This window comes from Bailinhaonella thermotolerans (genome assembly GCF_003594875.1).
In the GTDB taxonomy this organism is placed as follows: Bacteria; Actinomycetota; Actinomycetes; order Streptosporangiales; family Streptosporangiaceae; genus Bailinhaonella; species Bailinhaonella thermotolerans.
Map to the genome: position 1 here is coordinate 44,841 of NZ_QZEY01000029.1, position 15,934 is coordinate 60,774.

Annotated in this window: 13 protein-coding genes; 8 read left to right on the forward strand and 5 right to left on the reverse strand. The window is 75.3% G+C overall.

Annotated elements, in window-relative coordinates:
• Positions 1 to 157 precede the first annotated feature (157 nt).
• The 3 genes from D5H75_RS39235 to D5H75_RS39245 all read left to right on the forward strand — a co-directional run bounded on the left by D5H75_RS39235 (position 158) and on the right by D5H75_RS39245 (position 3,066).
• The gene (locus tag D5H75_RS39235; RefSeq protein ID WP_119931701.1) at positions 158 to 1,285 is read left to right on the forward strand and encodes an acyl-CoA dehydrogenase family protein; all 1,128 of its coding nucleotides are present in this window, start codon (positions 158 to 160) and stop codon (positions 1,283 to 1,285) included.
• Between the two features lie 7 nt (positions 1,286 to 1,292).
• Positions 1,293 to 2,249: an acyl-CoA dehydrogenase family protein gene (locus D5H75_RS39240; RefSeq protein ID WP_119931702.1), complete on the forward strand. Its 957-nt coding sequence runs from the start codon at positions 1,293 to 1,295 to the stop codon at positions 2,247 to 2,249.
• 115 nt (positions 2,250 to 2,364) lie between these two features.
• Complete coding sequence (locus D5H75_RS39245; protein ID WP_202638955.1) at positions 2,365 to 3,066, forward strand: PadR family transcriptional regulator; 702 nt, start codon at positions 2,365 to 2,367, stop codon at positions 3,064 to 3,066.
• Here D5H75_RS39245 and D5H75_RS39250 read toward each other — a convergent pair.
• Positions 2,988 to 3,617: a PadR family transcriptional regulator gene (locus D5H75_RS39250; RefSeq protein ID WP_119931703.1), complete on the reverse strand. Its 630-nt coding sequence runs from the start codon at positions 3,615 to 3,617 to the stop codon at positions 2,988 to 2,990. The two genes, D5H75_RS39245 and D5H75_RS39250, sit on opposite strands and share 79 nt — an antisense overlap.
• Before the next feature lie 311 nt (positions 3,618 to 3,928).
• On the opposite strand from D5H75_RS39250, the gene D5H75_RS39255 reads away from it, so the two are divergent.
• Positions 3,929 to 4,546 (forward strand): TetR/AcrR family transcriptional regulator, encoded by a 618-nt coding sequence (locus D5H75_RS39255; RefSeq protein ID WP_119931704.1) that lies wholly within the window; start codon positions 3,929 to 3,931, stop codon positions 4,544 to 4,546.
• A gap of 10 nt (positions 4,547 to 4,556) precedes the next feature.
• Positions 4,557 to 5,714: an acetyl-CoA C-acetyltransferase gene (locus tag D5H75_RS39260; RefSeq protein ID WP_119931705.1), complete on the forward strand. Its 1,158-nt coding sequence runs from the start codon at positions 4,557 to 4,559 to the stop codon at positions 5,712 to 5,714.
• Positions 5,715 to 5,944: 230 nt separating this feature from the next.
• Here the strand turns inward: D5H75_RS39260 and D5H75_RS39265 are convergent, their stop codons facing one another.
• Positions 5,945 to 7,000: an HAD-IIA family hydrolase gene (locus tag D5H75_RS39265; protein WP_119931706.1), complete on the reverse strand. Its 1,056-nt coding sequence runs from the start codon at positions 6,998 to 7,000 to the stop codon at positions 5,945 to 5,947.
• A 538-nt stretch (positions 7,001 to 7,538) separates the two neighbouring features.
• Positions 7,539 to 7,961 carry a tetratricopeptide repeat protein gene (locus tag D5H75_RS39270; protein ID WP_119931707.1) on the reverse strand — a complete coding sequence of 141 codons (423 nt, stop codon included), beginning with the start codon at positions 7,959 to 7,961 and terminating at the stop codon, positions 7,539 to 7,541.
• A 46-nt stretch (positions 7,962 to 8,007) separates the two neighbouring features.
• Here D5H75_RS39270 and D5H75_RS39275 point away from each other — a divergent pair, with 46 nt between their 5' ends.
• Positions 8,008 to 9,456, forward strand: coding sequence for a DUF1015 family protein (locus tag D5H75_RS39275; RefSeq protein WP_119931708.1), 1,449 nt, complete (start codon positions 8,008 to 8,010; stop codon positions 9,454 to 9,456).
• A gap of 666 nt (positions 9,457 to 10,122) precedes the next feature.
• Here the strand turns inward: D5H75_RS39275 and D5H75_RS39280 are convergent.
• On the reverse strand, positions 10,123 to 10,692 hold the full coding sequence (locus D5H75_RS39280; RefSeq protein ID WP_119931709.1) for a single-stranded DNA-binding protein: 570 nt from the start codon (positions 10,690 to 10,692) through the stop codon (positions 10,123 to 10,125).
• Between the two features lie 173 nt (positions 10,693 to 10,865).
• Between D5H75_RS39280 and D5H75_RS39285 the strand changes: the two genes are divergently transcribed.
• Both D5H75_RS39285 and D5H75_RS42460 read left to right on the forward strand, forming a co-directional pair.
• On the forward strand, positions 10,866 to 11,744 hold the full coding sequence (locus tag D5H75_RS39285) for an MBL fold metallo-hydrolase (protein ID WP_119931721.1): 879 nt from the start codon (positions 10,866 to 10,868) through the stop codon (positions 11,742 to 11,744).
• Between the two features lie 42 nt (positions 11,745 to 11,786).
• Entirely contained in the window at positions 11,787 to 12,461 is a 675-nt protein-coding gene (locus tag D5H75_RS42460) for a hypothetical protein (protein WP_202638956.1), read from the forward strand.
• Positions 12,462 to 12,619: 158 nt separating this feature from the next.
• Here the strand turns inward: D5H75_RS42460 and D5H75_RS42465 are convergent, their stop codons facing one another.
• Positions 12,620 to 13,990, reverse strand: a complete 1,371-nt coding sequence (locus D5H75_RS42465; protein WP_202638957.1) for an FUSC family protein — start codon at positions 13,988 to 13,990, stop codon at positions 12,620 to 12,622.
• Between the last annotated feature and the right edge of the window lie 1,944 nt (positions 13,991 to 15,934).

Consider the following 15,934-nt stretch of genomic DNA (forward strand, 5'->3'; position numbering starts at 1 on the left):
AACAGTTGTTAGAAAGAATGGAGCGGCCATGACGGCGGCGCGCCGCGAGCGGCGCGGCCCCCGCGCGCCCGGCACCGTGACCCGCCCCAGCGCGGCGGCGCGCGCGGGCGAGAGCCGTTCGGCGGGATGGCGGCGACGAGGACGGAGGCGGCGGCGGATGGATCTTGATTTCGGACCGGCCGAGGAGGAGTTCCGCGCCGAGGTGCGCGCCTGGCTGCGGGAGCACGTGCCCGCCGAGCCGCTGCCCTCCCTGGAGACGGCGGAGGGCTTCGCCGCGCACCGCCGCTGGGAGGGCGAGCTGTCGCGGGCGCGCCTGTCGGTGGTCTCCTGGCCCGAGGAGTACGGCGGGCGGGGCGCGACCCCGCTGCAGTGGCTGGTCTTCGAGGAGGAGTACTACGCCGCGGGCGCCCCGGGCCGGGTGACGCAGAACGGGATCAACCTGCTCGCGCCCACCCTGTTCAAGCACGGCACGCCGGACCAGCTCGCCCGCGTGCTGCCGCCGATGGCCTCCGGCGAGGTGATCTGGGCGCAGGCCTGGTCCGAGCCCGAGGCGGGCAGCGACCTGGCGAACCTGCGCGCCACCGCGACCCGCGCGGACGGCGGCTGGCTGCTCAACGGGCAGAAGACCTGGAGCTCCCGCGCGGCCTTCGCCGACCGCGCCTTCGGCGTCTTCCGCTCCGACCCGGCCGCGGAGCGGCACCGGGGGCTGACGTACCTGATGTTCCCGCTGGACGCCGAGGGGGTGAGCGTGCGCCCGATCGGGCGGCTGGACGGCAAGCCCGCCTTCGCCGAGCTGTTCCTGGACGAGGTGTTCGTGCCCGACGAGGACGTGATCGGCGCGCCCGGCGACGGCTGGCGGGTCGCGATGAGCACGGCGGGCAACGAGCGCGGCCTGACCCTGCGCAGCCCCGGCCGCTTCACCGCCGCCGCCGGCCGGCTGGTCGAGCTGTGGCGCGAACGCGCCGACCCCGCCGACACCGCGCTGCGCGACCGCGTCGCCGACGTCTGGATCGCCGCGCGGGCCTACCGGCTCAAGGGCTTCGAGACGATCTCGCGCACCGACGACGTGGGGGCCGAGGCCAGCCTCAACAAGATCTTCTGGTCCGAGCTGGACGTGGCCCTCCACGAGACCGCGCTCGACCTGCTGGGCCCCGACGGCGAGCTGGCGGGCGAGTGGCTGGAGGGGTACGTCTTCTCCCTGGCCGGCCCCATCTACGCCGGCACCAACGAGATCCAGCGCAACGTCGTCGCCGAGCGCGTGCTCGGCCTGCCCCGGGTGAGGTGAGGCGATCGTGAGGTTCGTCCTGGACGCCGAGCAGCGCATGTTCGCCGAGAGCCTGGACCGCATGCTCGCCGGCTCGAAGACCCCGGGCGCGGTGCGCGCGTGGGCGGACGGCGACAGCGGCCCCGGCCGGGCGCTGTGGGCCTCGATCGCCGGGGCCGGGGTCTTCGCGGTCGCCGTCCCCGAGGAGTACGGCGGCGCGGGCGTGCTCCCGGTCGAGCTGGTGACCGCCGTGCACGAGCTGGGCCGCCACGCGGTGCCCGGCCCCGTCGTGGAGACGATCGCCGCCGCCGCGCTGCTTTCCCGTCTCGGCGACGAGGAGTGGCTGCCGCGCGTGGCCGGGGGCACGGCGATGATCACGCTGGCGGTGCCGTACGCGCTGGACGCCGACGTGGCCGACCTCGTGCTCGCCGTCTCCGGGGACGAACTGGCGGCGGCCGCTCCCGGCGAGCGGCTGACCTCGCTGGACCCGGCCCGGCGGCTGTTCCGCGTGACGCCGGGGGCGGTGCGCGCCTCGGGGGAGGCGGTGCGCGAGGCCGCGGCGGCGGCGTACGACCTGGGGGCGCTGGCCTGCGCGGCGCAGCAGCTCGGGGTGGGCCGCGCGCTGCTGGACGCCTCGGTGGAGTACGCCGGGAGCCGCCACCAGTTCGGCCGGCCGATCGGCGGGTTCCAGGCGGTCGCGCACCACCTGTCCTCCGCGCTGATGGCGCTGGAGTTCGCCCGCCCGCTGGTGTACGGCGCCGCCCTGGCGTACGGCACGGCGGAGTTCGCCCGGGACGTGTCCGCGGCGAAGGTGGCCTGCGCCGAGGCGGCGTACGCCGTGGCCAAGACCGCGCTGCAGGTGCACGGCGCGATCGGCTACACCGACGAGTACGACCCCTCGCTGTGGATCCGCAAGGCCCGCGCCCTCCACTCGGCCTGGGGCTCCCCCTCCGACCACCGCGCCCGCCTCATGGCCGCCCTCTGACCCGCCGTACGGCCGCGGGCCCCCTCTCCCCCGGCGAACAGGGGACCCCGCGGGCGGCTTCGCGTGGACGCGCCGCCCCATGCCGCCCGGCGCCGGGGCGGTCTAGGCTGGGCCGGTGAGCGACGAGGAGCTCCCGGGCCTGCCGCCGACGAGCTGGGCGGTGCTCGGCATGCTCTCCCTCGGGCGGGAGCGCTCCGGATACGACCTGAAGAAGGAGGCCGACCGCAGCCTGCGGTTCTTCTACTGGAGCCCCTCCTACAGCCAGATCTACGGCGAGCTGAAGCGGCTGGAGCGGGCCGGTTTCGCGACCTCGCGCGTGGAGCCCGCCGAGGGCGCCCGGGACAGGCGCGTCTACTCGATCACCGAGCGCGGGCGCGAGGCCGTGGCGCGCTGGGCCGGCGAGGCCCCGGTGGAGCCGCCCGTCCTCAAGCACGGCGTGATGCTGCGCGCCTGGCTCGGCCACCTGATGGAGCCCGGACGCCTGCGCGAGGTGCTGGAGCTCCACCGCGACTACGCCGAGAGGATGCGCCGCGAGGCCGCCGCCGACGCCGCCAGGGCCGCGGAGACGCCGGGGCTGACCTACCCCGCGCTGGTGCTGCGCTGGTCCGAGCGGCACTACGCCGCCGAGCGCGACCTCACCCAGCGGATGCTCGACGACCTCGACGAACTGGCCCGCCACCCGCGCGAGACGCCGCGCGAGACGCCGCGCGGGTGGCGCGGGTGGCGCGCTCCGCGGGCTCAGGAAGTGAGCCGGGGCGCGTCGAGGGCGGCCAGGTCGGCGAGCATGCCCTCGGCGAGGGCGCGCTCGGACTCGTAGTAGCGGGCGGCCCAGCGGGCGACCAGTTCGGGGTGCGCCCAGCCGGGGACCTCGGCGGCGACCGAGCGGGAGTGCTCCGCCTGGGCGCCGAGCCGTTCGGTCTCGTCGCGGTAGGCCGTGACCACCTCGCGCAGCCGGTCCGGCGTGGTGAGGTGGCCGAGCCAGACGCGCAGCGCCGTGCCGTTCTTGAAGACCGGGGGGCCGACGTCCTCCCTGGCCACCCAGCGCGCGAGCGCCGCCACGCCGTCCTCGGTGATCGCGTAGACGCGGCGGGGGCGGCCGTCGGCGGCGGTCTCCACGCGGGAGGCGGCGTACCCGGCCCGCTCCAGCGTCTTCAGCTCCCGGTAGATCTGGCTCATCGCCGGGCTCCAGTAGAAGAACCGCAGGATGTGGTCGGCCCACCGGCGCACCTCGTAGCCGGTGAGCTCCTCGCCGAACGACAGGATGCCGAGCACCGCCCACGCGGTCGGGGGCAGGCGGCCCGGGCCGCTCTCCGCCGCCGCGCCCGGCCCGGATCCGGCCTCCGCCCCAGACGTCCCGGATCGCTCCATGGGCTCAGCGTAACCCCTCCATGATCGCCCGCCCCCTTGCCGAGAGCGGAAGGCCGCTGCTCGGTGGCACGCATCACAGGCAGGTTCTTTCTAACAATTGTTTGGTAGAGTGATCGGCGTGGAGAGCGGTGTCCCGCGTGCCCCCGGGCGGGGCGGAGATCTCGGCATGGGGCGCGCGGGCCGGCCTTCCGCGCACGGGGCACGGCGGGGAGAGGCGCAGGTCATCGGGGCCGGCGGGGCTATCGTCTTCTCGCGAGCGAGCGCTCCCCGCCCGGCCGGGCGGTTCCCATCTGCGAGAGGTCGACTTCCCCATGAGCCCACGACGCCGAGACTCCGAGAGCACCGCGGCCGCGCGCGCCGAGCGGCGCGCCGCACTCCTGGCCACCGCGGCCGAGGTGTTCGCGTCCCGGGGCTATTCGGCGACCACGGTGCGCGAGGTGGCCGAGGCCGCCGGCATGCTCGGCGGCAGCCTCTACTACCACTTCGACTCCAAGGAGTCGATGGTGGACGAGATCCTGTCCACCTTCCTCACCGACATGTGGGCGGCGTACGACCGCGTGCTGGACTCCGGTCTCGGGGCGCGCGAGACGTTCCAGGCGCTGATCGTGGAGTCGTTCCGGACGATCGACCGGCACCGCCCCGCCGTGGTGATTTATCAGAACGAGTCGAAGCTTCTGGCGAAGAATCCGCATTTCTCGTACCTGGTGGAGTCCCAGGAGCGGTTCCGGGAGATGTGGATGTCCGTGCTGGACCGGGGCGTCCTGGACGGCGTGTTCCGCGCCGACCTGGACACCGGCCTGCTCTACCGGTTCATCCGCGACACGGTCTGGGTGGCGGCGAGCTGGTACCGCGGCGACGGGCCGCTGTCGGCCGACGAGATCGCCAGGCAGTACATCTCGATGGTCCTGGAAGGGATCCTCTCAACCTGAGGAGTGGCCAATGGCCGAGGCATACATCGTCGACGCGGTCCGCACCCCCGTGGGCCGGCGCGGCGGGGGCCTGTCCGGCGAGCACCCCGCCGACCTGGGGGCCCACGTGCTCACCGCGCTCATGACCCGCACCGGCGTGGACCCTGCCGCCGTGGAGGACGTGATCTTCGGCTGTGTGGACGCCGTGGGCCCGCAGGCCGGCGACATCGCGCGCACCTGCTGGCTGGCGGCGGGCCTGCCCGAGGAGGTGCCCGGCGTCACCGTGGACCGGCAGTGCGGCTCGTCCCAGCAGGCCGTGCACTTCGCCGCCCAGGCCGTCCTGTCCGGCACCACCGACCTGGTGGTCGCGGGCGGGGTGCAGAACATGTCCATGATCCCCATCGCCTACGCCTCGCGCGGCGCGACCGAGCCGCTCGGCCTCACCGAGGGCCCGTACACCGGTTCCAAGGGCTGGCAGCGCAGGTACGGCGGGCAGGACGTCTCGCAGTTCCGCGGGGCCGAGATGATCGCCGAACAGTGGGACATCTCCCGCGAGAGGATGGAGGCGTTCGCCTACGAGTCGCACCGCCGCGCCATCGAGGCGATCGACTCCGGCCGCTTCGACCGCGAGATCGCGCCGTACGGCGACGTCGCCCACGACGAGGGCCCGCGCCGCGACACGTCGCCGGAGAAGATGGCCGGGCTCAAGACCCTCATGGAGGGCGGGCGGCTCACCGCCGCCGTCTCCTCCCAGATCTCCGACGGCGCGGCCGCCCTGCTCATCGCGTCCGAGGCCGCGGTCAGGGCGCACGGGCTGACCCCCCGCGCCCGGATCCACCACGTCTCGGCCCGCGGCGAGGACCCGATCCGCATGCTGTCGGCGCCCATCCCCGCCACCGCGCACGCGCTGAAGAAGACCGGCATGTCCATCGGCGACCTCGACGCCATCGAGATCAACGAGGCGTTCGCCTCCGTCGTCCTGGCCTGGCTCAAGGAGACGGGCGCCGACCCGGCCAAGGTCAACCCGAACGGCGGCGCCATCGCCCTCGGCCACCCCCTCGGGGCCACCGGGGCCCGCCTCATGACGACGCTCCTGCACGAACTGGAGCGCACCGGGGGCCGCTACGGCCTGCAGACCATGTGCGAGGGCGGCGGCCAGGCCAACGTCACCATCATCGAACGCCTCTGACCCGAACGACGACCCCCGGCCCCCGACCCCGGCGAGCGGCCCCCGCCTTCCGGCGCGCCCTCCGGTCCCGCTGAACGGGCCGGCGCGGCCTCACGCCGCTCCACGCGGGGGACCCGCTCCCCGTCGCCCCTTGCCCTGCCGTACGGCTCGCGCCCGCCGTACGGCCGGGCAGGCGCCTCTCGGCGGGGAGCAGGCCGGCTCGCGCACGGGGTGTGCTCAGAAGTCCGGGATCACGGCGAAGGTGGGGTCGCCGGCGGGAGAGCGGAGAGGGCGGGGGCGACCTGGTCGGGGGTGAGGCGGCCTTCGGCGGCGGCGGACCAGGCGGCGGCGCAGGCCGCGCGGAGGGCGTCGGAGCGGGTGCCGGAGCCGTGGAGTTCGAGGTGGCCGCCGGTCCAGCGGGCGGTCCACCCGGCGCAGGCCGCGCAGTCGCCGTCCAGGGTGACCGGCTCGTGCGGGACGAGGAGGCCCGAAAGGTCGTCCGCGATGTGGGTGGGGCGGTGCTCGGGCGGAGCGGTGAGCAGGTCCGCGGGGCGGGCGACGCCGGTGAGGACGAGGAGGCTGTCGGCGCCGGCGTTGTTGGCGCCTTCGATGTCGGTGTCGAGCCGGTCCCCCACCACGAGCGGCCGCGACGAGCCGGTGCGGATGATCGCCTCGCGGTGCAGGGGCCGCATGGGCTTCCCGGCGACGATCGGGTCCACGCCGGTCGCGGTGCGGATGACCTGGATCATCGCCCCGTTCCCGGGCACCTCGCCGCGCCCGGTCGGCATGGTGCTGTCGGCGTTGGCCGCCACGAACAGCGCGCCCTCCCGCACGGCGATCGCGCCCTCGCTCATCAGCGCGTACGACAGGTCCGGCGCGATCCCCTGGACCACGGCGGCCGGGCGCTCGGCCGCGGCGCTGACCGGCCGCAGCCCGTGCGCGCGCAGCGCCCACCGCAGCCCCGTCCCGCCCACGACCAGCACCGGCGACCCGGCGGGCACCCGCTCGGCGATCAGCCGCGCCGCCGCCTGGGCGCTGGTCACCACGTCGTCGCCGGTCGCCGGGATTCCCAGCGACGTCAGGTGCTCGGCGATCGCGCCGGGCGTGCGGGAGGCGTTGTTGGTGACGTAGGCGAGCCGGACCCCGTGCTCCCGCGCCTTCCCCAGGCTGTCCGCCGCGCCGGGGACCGCCGCCCGTCCGAGGTAGACGACGCCGTCCAGATCCAGCAGCAGCGCGTCATAGTCGTCCAGCAGCGCTCCCCGGCTCCCCCGAGGCCGCTCCGCCACCCCCGGCCGTTCCCCCGCCATGTGCCCACTCCCGTCGATCTCGGCAACGTCCCCCATACCGTCCCACGCCCCGCCCGCCAGCCGCCCGCCGCCCCCTCCCCTCGGCAGCGGCCTCCAGGGCGACGTCCGGCCTCGGCGAAACGGCGGCGGGATCGGGCCGGTGATCGCCCAGAGGGGATGTCCGGCGCCTGTCGGCGTTCGGCGTCGCCGGCGGAGTGATCCCCATGAGTGGTCCTCACTCCAGGCGAGACCTTGACGCGGCTCGTCGAAGGCGGAGAGCCTGCGGGCCGAAGGGGACGGCGGCGGGCCGGAGACGGCGGAGGCGGGGTTCGGCGGCGTCGGGTCTGGAGGGTGAAGGCCGGCCAGGGCCGCGGATTCAGCGGCGGCGGATCTGGGAGCGGGGATCGATCGGGGACGGGGATTCGGAGGCCGCCGGTCCGCGGGCGGGAGTCGGCGGGGACGGCGGGCGGGAGTCGGTCGGGGCGGCGGGCGGGAGTCGGTCGGGGCGGGGGTCTGGGCGCAGGGCGGGAGTCGGTCGGGGTGGAGGGTGGGGCGGGGGTCAGGCGTGGCGGGCGCGGAGGGTGGCCCGGACGCCTCTGAGGGCGTTGACGTAGTGCTTGAGGTCGGGACGCATGGCCACGGCCAGGGCCAGGGACTCGGCGGCGCCGTGCATGTCACCGGTTCGCCAGAGCGACATGCCCAGACCGAAGTGGGCGTAATCCTCCGATGGGTTAGCCTCGACGATGCAACGGAAGCTCTCAGCGGCCTCGACGTATTGCCGGGAGTCGAACTGCGCCCGCGCCAGCGCCTCCCGGATGCTGCGCGACTCCGGCTCCTCCGTGACGGCGCGGGCCAGGAGAGCGGCCGCGGCCGCCGGACTGCCTTCCTTCAACAACTGCAAACCACGCTGGTACCACTCGTAGACGCCGCCCTCGGGGGCGCCGCCTCGGGAATCAGATGAGCCGTTCTGTCCTTGGGTCATTACGTGTGGCCTCCTGTTCCCAGACAAACGGGGTCGATCTATTAACATGCCCACCTCACGCACCCGGATCACCGAAGGGGACTCGGTCGTGCCCGTGCCTCCCGGTCTCACGCTCAAGCCGTTCCGCGGCGTCCGCTTCGACGTCCCGGACCTCGCCGCCGTCACGTCACCGCCCTATGACGTGATCGACGCCGACGCGATCCGCGCGCTCCGCGACATCCATCCCAACAACATCGTCCGCCTGATCCTTCCGGGGCGGGGCGAGCAGGCGTACGGCGAAGCCGCCCGCACGCTGCGCGCCTGGCTCGCCGACGGCCCGCTCAAGGTGGACGACACGCCCGCGCTGTACGTGTACGAGCAGCGCTCGGCCACCGGTGTGCTCCAGCGCGGCCTGATCGGCGCCCTCGCCCTGAGCACGCCCGAGCAGGGCGTCGTCCTCCCGCACGAGAACGTCATGCCCGGCCCGGTCGCCGACCGCCTGACCCTCATGCGCGCGACCGAGTCCAACCTCGAACCGATCTTCCTCCTGTACGACGACGCCCCCGCCGGCCCCGCGTCCGCCCTGCCCACCCTCGGCACGACCCCGGACCCGGCCCCCGGACAGGCCCCCCGACCGGTCTCCGCGCCCGGTACGGCGGAGCCCGGCGCGGCCCGGCCCGGCGTGGCGGCCGACGACGGCGCCAGCCGTACGGGAGCTGCGGGCAGGATCGTGGACGAGGTGGCGACGACGCGGGCGCCGCTGGCGGAGACCGCCACCGCGGACGGCACGCGGCACCGGCTCTGGGCGGTCACCGACCCCGGCGAGCTGCGCGAGATCGCGGACGACCTCCGCACCCGCCGCGCGCTGATCGCCGACGGCCACCACCGTTACGCGACGTACCTCGCCCTTCAGCGCGAGCAGCACGCCGCCGGGCGCGGCGCGGGCCCGTGGGACTACGGACTGGCCCTGCTGGTGGACGCGAACTCCTATCCGGCCGACCTGAAGGCCATCCACCGCGTCATCCCCGGCCTGCCCCTGTCCGAGGCCGCCGCCAGGGCCAAGGGCGCGTTCCAGGTCCGGGACATGGACGACCTCCCCTCGGCTCTGCGCGCCCTGGCCGAGTGCGGCCGCCGCAGCCCGGCGTTCCTCCTGGCCGGCGAGGACGGCCTCCGCCTCCTCACGGACCCCGACCCCGAGCAGGTCACCCACGCGATGCCCGAGGGCACCTCGGCCCTGTGGCGCTCACTCCCCACCTCCGTTCTTCAGGAACTGGTCATTCCCCGCGTCTGGGGCATCGAGGAGACCGAGGACAACGTCCTGGTCGTGCACCACGACCCCGAGGCCGCCATCCGCCTGGCCGCCAAGACCTCCGGCACCGCCGTCATCCTGAACCCCCTGGACGTGAAGGACGTCCTGGCGCTGGCCGCCGCAGGGGAGCGGGTGCCCCGCAAATCCACCTCCTTCTCCCCCAAGCCGCGCACCGGCCTGGTGATGCGCACCTTCCCCGACTCCTGACCCCCGGCCCCGGCCCGGCCGCGAGTTCGCCCCGGCCGGGCCCCTCCGAGACCCGCCTCCGCCCCTGACCATCCCGGCGCCGCGCCCACCCGCCCCGGAGACCGCACACCAGCGCGGCGGCCCCGCCGTACGCCCACCGCCCCCCGGCCGGCCCGGCAGCGCGCCCACCTGGTCGGCCACCGTCCGCCGACTACGGCTCCGGCGCCGCGCCCGCCCGCCCCGGCCAGGCCGCACACGAGCGCCGACCGGCCCGGCCGTGGCGTCCCCTGCCCTGGCCGGCCCGGCAGCGCGCCCACCTGGTCGGCCGCACACCCGCCCACCATGGCCGGCTCACTCGCCCTCTCCCGGTGGGCCCGCCAAGCGCACTCCCTCCGCCGGGGCCCGCCCACCATCCGCTGCGGCCCACGGACACCGCACGCCGCGAGGCTGGCGGTGATCGCCGTGCCGGCGGCGGCGATGCGCCGAGGCGCACCGGTCGAGTCGGCCACGACCGCCCGGCCGTACACCGGCGCCCGGCCTGGCGCCGGCCGTACGTCCACCGGCCCTGGGCCGCCCGGCGGGCGCGCCCGCTTGCCCTGGTCGGCCGCACGTCGGCCCGGCTGGGTCTGTGCGTCCGCTTCCCGGCAGAGGCCGCATGTCCAGGGCAGCTCCGGCGCGGGGTCGCGGTCAACCGGCGGGGTCGATGGATCCCGGCACCCCCGTGGTGACGGGCTCGGAGGTGGGCGCGCCGGGTTGTGGGGGCGGGGGCGGCTCTGCGTTGGGGGGTCGCTCGGTGGTGGGGGGTCGCTCTGACGCCGGGGGACCGTCCTCGGGCACGTCCTCGGGTCTTCCCCTGCGGGGAGGCGTCCGAGGGGGTGGCGCGGGGCGCAGGTGAAGGGCCTTGCCGACCTCGATCTCGTAGCGGCTGATCGTGCCGTGGGGAGACTTCCAGAAGCGGCGCCGCAGGGCCCCGTGCAGCTCCACCGTGTCGCCGGACCGCCAGCCGGCGACGGTGGCGATGACCTCGGGGTCGAAGGTGACGCATTCGAGGGCGTCGACGCGGCACCTGCTCGCGCCTCCCTCTGGGCGGCGGACCACCACGCGCCACTCGGCGAGGGTGTCGCCGGTGGGCAGGGTGCGCCGCGCGGGCTGGGTGGCCAACCGGCCGGCCAGCACCACCTCGTTGCGGTGAACGGGATCGTCCGGGGAAAGATCTCCGGGGGACGGATTCCCGGGGAGCGGGCTCTCGGCGGACATGGGACCTCCTCCTGCCGTGACCTTGAGGCGTCCACTTTCTACGATGGGACGGCGGCCCCCGCGGACCGAACGGCATTCTGTGGACGACACGCCCGAACTGGAGGCTCCCTGTGGAAAACCCGGCCGACGCGATCACCCCGCTGGGCGGCGAGGTCTTCGAGATCGACACGCACATGGCGGGGCTGCCCGGCATCACCGCCGGGTACCTGATCAGGGGCGATCGGCCCTGCCTGGTCGAGACCGGCACCTCCACCTCGGCGCCCGTCGTGCGCGACGCCCTCCACCACCTCGGCGTCGGCCCCGGCGACCTGGCCACCGTGGTCGTCACCCACATCCACCTCGACCACGCGGGCGGGGTCGGCGACATCGCCAGGGCCTTCCCCAACGCCGAGATCGTCGTCCACGAGAAGGGCGCCCGCCACCTCGCCGACCCCTCCCGGCTCATGGCCAGCGCCCGGATGGTCTGGGGCGACAAGCTCGACGTGCTCTTCGGCGACCTGTCCCCCACCGACGCCCACCGCATCCGCGCGCTCGGCGACACCGGCAGCATCGACCTCGGCGGCGGCCGGCGGCTGGACAGCCACTACTCCCCCGGCCACGCCAAGCACCACGTCGGCCTGATCGACTCCCAGACCGGCGACCTGTACGTCGGCGACGCCGCCGGCGTCTACCTCCCGGCCACCGACGACCTGCGCCCGGCGACCCCGCCGCCGGACTTCGACCTCGACACGGCCCTGGCCTCGCTCGCGCTCTTCCGGTCCCTCGACCCGGCCCGGCTCCTGTTCAGCCACTACGGCCCGGTCGGCGCGGTCCCGCAGGCCCTCGAACGCTCGGCCGAGGAGCTCCGCGTCTGGACCGCCCTCACCCGCCAGGCCCGCGCCGACGGACTCGACCTGGACCACGCGGTCGCCATGGTCCGCGACCGCACCCGGTCCCGCTACCGGGCCCAGCAGTCCGACGACGCCTCCGCCGAGGTCGCCGAGACCCTCAGCGGCGTCGCCTCCAACGTCGCCGGGATCATGCACTGGCTCGACCGCACCGAGAAACCCTGATCCCGGACTGAACCTCCGCCGGGCACGGCGCGTCCCAGGAACATGATGGCCCGCATCGCCGCCGTGCTCGCCATGGCCGCGTCCCTGGTCCTGCTCCCCACGGGCACCGCGTGCGCCTGCTCCTGCGCCGAACCCGAGCCGCGCGAGCTCGTGGCCTCGGCCACCGCGGTCTTCACCGCCACCGCCACCGGCGTCCGCCTGACCGGGCCCGCCGAGGGCGGCGGCCGGGTCGTCGCCACCCTGAGCGCGGACCACGTCTACAAGGGCGAGACGCGGGCCGAGTTCACCATGTCCACCGCGGCCCAGTCACCCGCGTGCGGCTACGCGGTCAAGAAGGGCGAGCGCTACCTGATCTTCGCCCGGACCGGCGGCTCCGGCCTGGAGACGGATCTCTGCTCGGGCAACAGAAGACTCCCCGCGGGAGACCGTCCGCTGCGCCTCACGGACGAGACGCACGGCCTGAGCCCCCTCACCGCCGACCTGATCACCGCGCTCGGCTCGCCCACCCGCGTGCGCCCCGCCTCGGCCGAGTCCCCCACCGCCCGCCCGTCGCCCACGAGCCCCGGCGAGACCACGCCCGCCGCCACGTCGTCCGCCAGGAACGTCAGCCGGAGCTCACCGCTGAACGGCGCCGGCCCCCTGCTCGCCATCCTGGCGGCCGCCGCGATCGCCGGCGGAGCCGTCGTCGTGATCGTCAGAAGGCGCCGGTCAGGCTGACCCGCCCGGCCCGGCCACGCGACCGCCGCGCCGGCGGGCTCAGGCCGTACGCCGGAAGGACGGCCCTCGACGGGGAACGGCCGCCGAGACGCGAACGCGGCGCGGAGCCCTCCCCTGTGGGAGAGTTCCGCGCCGCGTTCCCGCTGTACGGCGGGGCGTCAGGACTTCGGCTTGCCGCCGTCGCCGGGCTCCGCCCGCGCCGCCGAGTCGGCGATGGCATCGATGTCGCCGGCCTTCAGGTCCTCGACGACCTCCTCGGTCTCCGTCTCGGCCGTGTTCACCTCAAGACCGTCGCCCTCGCCCTCGGCGCTGCCGGCGGTCTTCTCCGCCTTCTCCTCGGGCCGGGCCTGGGGCTCGGGCTTCGCGGGGCGCTCCCCGGCGGCCGGCTCGGTGCGGCCGACCTCCTCGTCCGCGCCGTCGGGACGCGAACCGCCGAGGTCCGGAGCCTGGGCCGTGTCCGCGATCGAGTCGATGTCGCCGGCCTTCAGGTCCTCGACGACCTCCTCGGTCTCCGTCCCGGCCGTGTTCACCTCAAGACCGTCGCCCTCGCCCTCGGGGCCGGGGACGTCCTCGTCACGGGCGTCGTCCTCGTCGGCGTCGTCGGGGCGGGTGTCGTCGTCCGCCGCGTCGTCGCCTTCGGCGTCGTCCCCGGCGGTGATCCGGTCGTCGGCGAACTCCGCGTCGTCGTCCCCGGCGTCCGAGGCGAGCGCCGCGTCGACGTCGTCGTCCGCGCCCTCCTCGGAGTCCTCCGCCTCCTCGCTGTCCTCGATGTCGATGTCGTCGAGGTCGGCCAGGTCGTCGAGCGCGACGCCCGACAGCTCGGCGAAGCGCTCGGCCGCGTCGGTCTCGCCGTACTCGTCGGCCGCGGCCGAACGCGCGAACCAGTCGGCCGCCGCCTCCAGGTGCCCGGCGTCGGCGAGCGCGTCCGCGTAAGCGAACAGCAGCCGCGCCGTCCACGGCCGCGGACGCTGGTCGCGCAGCTCGGGGAGCCGCTGCAGGGTCACGATCGCCGCCTCGGCCTGGCCCATGTCGCGGCGCGCGCCGGACTCGACGATCGCCATCTCGATGCGCCCGGCCCGGTCGAGCCGCTCGGCCTCCGGCGAACGCGCCAGGTCCAGCGCGCGCTCCGGCCGGCCCATGCCGCGCTCGCAGTCCGCGATCACCGGCAGGAACGCGTCGGTCCCCATCATCCGGCGCGCGGCCCGCAGGTCGCTCAGCGCCTCCGCCCAGTGCCCGGCGCGGTAGGCGGCCATGCCGGCCGCCTCGCGCACGATGCCGATCCGGGACGCGAAGCGCCGCGCCGCCTTGGCGTGCTCGTAGGCCGCCTCGGCGTCCTCGGGCAGGATGCGCTCGGCCGCGACCAGGTGCAGGGACACCAGGTCCGCCAGGTCGTTCGGCAGGGACCGCAGCTCGGCGCGGATCTCCTTGTCGAGGTCCTCGGGACGGATGTCCACCGGGACCTCGGGCAGCCGCTCGCGGGGCTCGCGATCCACCCGCGGCGCGCGCTCGCCGTCACGCTCGAAGCGCACGCGGTCGCGCCCTTCGCCGTCGCCGCCGAACCGCGCCCGGTAGGGCCGGTCCCCGCCGCTACGGCCGCCGCCGTCGCCGCCCCGGTCGAACCGGTCGCGCGAGCCGTACGGACGTCCCTCGCCGGGACGCCCGGAGCGCTCCTCACGAGGACGGTAGGGCCGGTCACCTCGGCCACCCCGGTCGCCGTACGGCCGGTCGCCGCGGTCACCGTAGGGACGGTCGCCGCCGGAGGGACGGCGGTCGCCACGGTCGAAACGGTCGCCGCCCGGGCGGTCCCCGCGCTGCTGGAAGGACCGCTCACCGCGGTCGCCGTAGCCCCGGTCGTTCCGGCGGTCGTTCCGGTCCCCATAGGAGCGGTCGCCGTACGGCCGGTCGCCACGGTCACCGTACGGACGGCCGCCACCGGGACGGTCATCGCGGTCACGGTACGGCCGGTCGCCGCCCGGACGGTCATCGCGGTCACGGTACGGCCGGTCGCCGCCCGGACGGTCATCGCGGTCACGGTACGGCCGGTCGCCGCCCGGGCGGTCATCACGATCACGGAAGGGACGGTTGCCACCAGGGCGGTCGTCACGGCGGAACGGACGATCACCACCGGGGCGGTCGTCACGCGGGCGGAAGGGGCGGTCGCCACGGTCGCGGAACGGCCGATCACCCGCGGGGCGGTCCTCGCGAGGCCGGAACGGGCGGTCGCCACGGTCGCGGAAGGGACGATCGCCACCGGGACGGTCGCCACGGTCGCGATACGGCCGATCGCCACCGGGGCGGTCGGCCCGATCGCGGTACGGACGGTCGCCGCCCGGACGGTCCTCGCGAGGCCGGAACGGACGGCCGCCGCCGGCGCGGTCATCGCGGTCACGGTACGGCCGATCGCCGCCCGGACGGTCATCACGATCACGGAAGGGACGGTTGCCACCAGGACGGTCGTCACGACGGAACGGCCGGTCGCCGCCCGGGCGGTCGTCACGGCGGAACGGACGATCACCACCGGGGCGGTCGTCACGCGGGCGGAAGGGGCGGTCGCCACGGTCGCGGAAGGCCACTTCCGGGACGGTCGTCGCGGTCGCGGTACGGCCGATCGCCACCGGGGCGGTCCCCACGGTCGCGATACGGGCGGTCACCGGCAGGACGGTCATCACGCGGCCGGAAGGGGCGATTGCCGCCGGGGCGGTCGTCACGGCGGAAGGGACGGTCACCCCGGGAGTCGCGATCGCCCCGGGAGTCGCGGTCCTCGCGGGGGCGCCATTCGCGGCGGTCGTCGCGCCCGCCCTCGTCGCGGGGGCGGTCCGGCCGGCCGCCGGAGCGCGTGTCACCGTTCCGGCGGAACCCTCCGGAACCTCCCCGCCCATAACCTCCACGGTCGTCGCGGTCGCCTCGGAAGCCGCCCTCGCGGCGCTGTCCTGCTCCCGACCGGCTACCGCCGGCGCGGCCGCCCCGCTGGGCGTCGCCGCTGTTACCCCGACCGCGACCGTCGCGGCGGCTATCTCTGTCCACTGTTTTCCATTCGTAGTCGTCGTCCGTCGCCCGTCACGCCCGACGTGCCGCGCGACCCGCGCTCCCCCGCGCCCGATGGTTGCGCCGGGTGGTATGACGCGAAGAAGGCCACCCGAGGTGGGGTGGCCCATCACTCACAGCCTAGCAAGCGGCCGACACCACACAGGACGGCTCGCCCTCCCAGACACTACCCCGGACGCACCGGATCATCGAAAGATCCTTTTCTTCGGAGCCCTCCGGAAACAACTGCCCGGGGGTTCATGGAACGGTGTCACGGCCCCTGGTATTCCTTCGCCCGCCCGCTCTCGGCCCGCGGGTGTCGGATCAGCCTCTTTCGGCCCCTGAGCGCGCGATCGGCCGTAGAACGCCGGAAGGGCCATCCCATGCCGGGATGGCCCTTCCGTTCAAAGATGGTCCGGCGGCGTCCTACTCTCCCACACCCCTTCGAG